Source organism: Arthrobacter terricola (genome assembly GCF_004354015.1).
In the GTDB taxonomy this organism is placed as follows: domain Bacteria; phylum Actinomycetota; class Actinomycetes; order Actinomycetales; family Micrococcaceae; genus Arthrobacter; species Arthrobacter terricola.
The window spans coordinates 1-2,464 of record NZ_SMRU01000085.1; the positions used below are offsets into that span (position 1 = coordinate 1).

The 2,464-nt window shown below is 63.7% G+C and carries 4 protein-coding genes; 2 read left to right on the plus strand and 2 right to left on the minus strand.

Features of this window, described 5'->3' with window-relative positions; translation table 11 throughout:
* Positions 1 to 698: 698 nt before the first annotated feature.
* Together E1809_RS26290 and E1809_RS26295 are read right to left on the minus strand one after the other, a co-directional pair.
* Positions 699 to 878 (minus strand): hypothetical protein, encoded by a 180-nt coding sequence (locus E1809_RS26290; protein ID WP_133207150.1) that lies wholly within the window; start codon positions 876 to 878, stop codon positions 699 to 701.
* A 126-nt stretch (positions 879 to 1,004) separates the two neighbouring features.
* Positions 1,005 to 1,430, minus strand: coding sequence for a hypothetical protein (locus E1809_RS26295; protein WP_133207151.1), 426 nt, complete (start codon positions 1,428 to 1,430; stop codon positions 1,005 to 1,007).
* Positions 1,431 to 1,510: 80 nt separating this feature from the next.
* Here E1809_RS26295 and E1809_RS26300 point away from each other — a divergent pair, with 80 nt between their 5' ends.
* Both E1809_RS26300 and E1809_RS26305 read left to right on the plus strand, forming a co-directional pair.
* Positions 1,511 to 1,918, plus strand: a complete 408-nt coding sequence (locus E1809_RS26300; protein WP_133207152.1) for a hypothetical protein — start codon at positions 1,511 to 1,513, stop codon at positions 1,916 to 1,918.
* A 250-nt stretch (positions 1,919 to 2,168) separates the two neighbouring features.
* The coding region (locus E1809_RS26305; RefSeq protein ID WP_205754347.1) for a hypothetical protein at positions 2,169 to 2,464 on the plus strand (296 nt) is incomplete at its 3' end.

A 2,464-nucleotide genomic window follows, 5' to 3' on the forward strand; every position in this document is an offset into this window, starting at 1 on the left:
TCGCGGCATCCCGGTAGGACCGGGTCAGATCGTAAGCAGCTAAAATTTCCATGAACTCTCCTGGAGACTTCATAACGAGCCCCCTCCTTCCCGTTACGGGTGAAATACAACGATTGGCATCGCCATTTCACCGCGGAAGGAAGGGGCTCTCCTCGTAACGACATGAGGAATGGACAAGGGGAATCCCGGCACGCCAAGCCACACACTATGGCCTACTGCTGTCCAAAATGCTTGCCGCCGCTGGTCAAAACCACTGCCGCGAACGGTCACCCAGTTTTGCCGTCTCCGGTCAGTTTAAATTTGCCGCTTACAGAAATTAACAGATCTGCGAGATTCCGCCACATCCGGATTCCCGTACACCCTGCCGAACAAATGCCCGGCGACGCCCGCTGCTCGACCACCTCCAAGGACCTCGCCGAACCCCCGGGATCCGCCACGAAGAACAGCACACTGCGGCGACTCGACTTGATCGTGGTGATGGCTTCTGTTCGGGCCTATGAAGTCGTCTTCCCCGCGTCGGAGAAAGCACCAATAGAGGAAAATAGAAGCCACGTCCCGGCCTGGTTCAATGGGCTGGGACGGGGCTTTCACAGAGCTGGGTGAGCCCGCACGGCGGCGACATCCAACGGAACAGTGGTGGCGAATAGCCAGGAGGCAGGTCGTGATCCAGGAGGCAGGGTGACAACGTCCCCGGGCCGTTACTCCCGAAAGCCCGCGTTCCGGACACTTCCTTCGCCTTCCGACGACGGTGAGTGGACGACTGTGGTGCCTGCGACGATCCAGTCGGACCGGCTGGGTGCGTCGTCGGGGTCATCGGACCGGGCGGCGCGGTCGGCGTCGAACAGGGCGTCCGGAACAGTGGTGGCAGTCTCAAACATTGTTGGCTGGCTCCTTCTTATGGTGGCCTGGATCTCCAGACGGTGGCGTTGATCGGACGGCATCGGGCTGGTCGCCGTTGGTTGACGGCGGGAATTGATGAGGAGGGATGTGCCGCGGGCCAGGGTTCAGGCCGCATCCAGGTGGACAAGCCCGCTTCTGAGCTTCAGGATTTCGGCGTCGGCACGGGCTCCGGCGTGACCCGCGAGGATCACGCGCGCGATCCTCCGGCATTCGGCCGGCGAGGCGGTGACGAACATCGGAGGTATCTCGAGCCTCGGGCCTTTGAATCTGCCCGCTTTGTGGTCGTAGGGCGTCACGAACCTTCGGTCGCCTTCGGCGCTGAACCAGGCGGTTGAGTAGGTCAGGCGCGCCCACCTGAGTTCCTCAGGCACAGGATCGTTGCGGGAATAGGCCAGCCCCTTCCGGTAGAGAACGCAGCGGACGGCGCGGCACTGCTCCTTCATCTCCTGCCAGAGCATCACATGGAGGTTCTTTGCGCAGGCCGCGACCGCGTCAGGGGTCCCGGCCGGCAGGGTATATGCAGGTGACATCGTTGAACTCGTGTACCAAGTACCTTCCCAGGGATCCGTGATGAAAAACGTGGAGGCAAGGCGCGAGGGAGGAACTGCTCATGGCGGCGAAGAGGAAGCCTGAGCCGCGGCGCGTCCGGCTCACCATCCCGCAGGCGGACGAATCAGCGCTCGCGTGGGTCGACCTGCAGGATGACGCATCCGGCTCAATGCGGGCGCTTATCCGCGAATCGATTGCCCGCGACGGCTACATCGACGTGATCAACAAGCCGGTCGGGGTGCCCGGATCATCGGCGGACGGCCCGGAGCCGTCAGTTCACATGCCGGCGACGCAGACCCTTCAGCCCGCCGCAGGCTCACCGGTGACGATCAGTGAACCCGCCGCTTGGCCGGGAGCTTCCGGACCTGACCCGGTGGGCGCACCCGACTCCCCTCCCCCAGGTGCGAAGCCGGCGGTTTCTGCTTCGTCGGCGCATTCTTTACCGGCATCGGTTGGCGGCGACGGTTGATGATGACCCGAGGACCAACGACGCGATCATGGATCTCCTCGCATGAGCGGCACCACACGGAACGGAGCGCAGCCCCGCGGGATCCAGGCCGCGCCGGAGACCGTGGCATTACCTGGCGTGTTTTTCACCGCTCGGACGAAAAGGCTCACCAGGCCAATCACCGGATTGACGCTCCGGGAAATCAGCCCGACGCCCTGCGGCGCGGGCCGGTCATCCCACACGAGACCAAGACACATCAAGGAGAGACTCCATGCCTGTACAGATGACTGAGGCCCGTGCGGCGAGGCTGACCGGCGGATTCGACGGCGGCAACGGCTATGTGAAGGCCAAGCTGCGCGGCGAGGTGGACGGCGCCGAGGTGATCGACCAGGTCGACCTGCCATCGGTGGTCTCCTCGGAGAACCGCAGCATGCCGAAGGTGCCGCTGGAGGACTCGACCGCGGCCGAGGTGCTGGCCGACCCGGATTTCTACAACCGGATCGAATGCTCCATCCAGTCCCCCTTGGTCAGCCGCACCGATCTGAAGACGTTCGGCCGCAAGGCGCT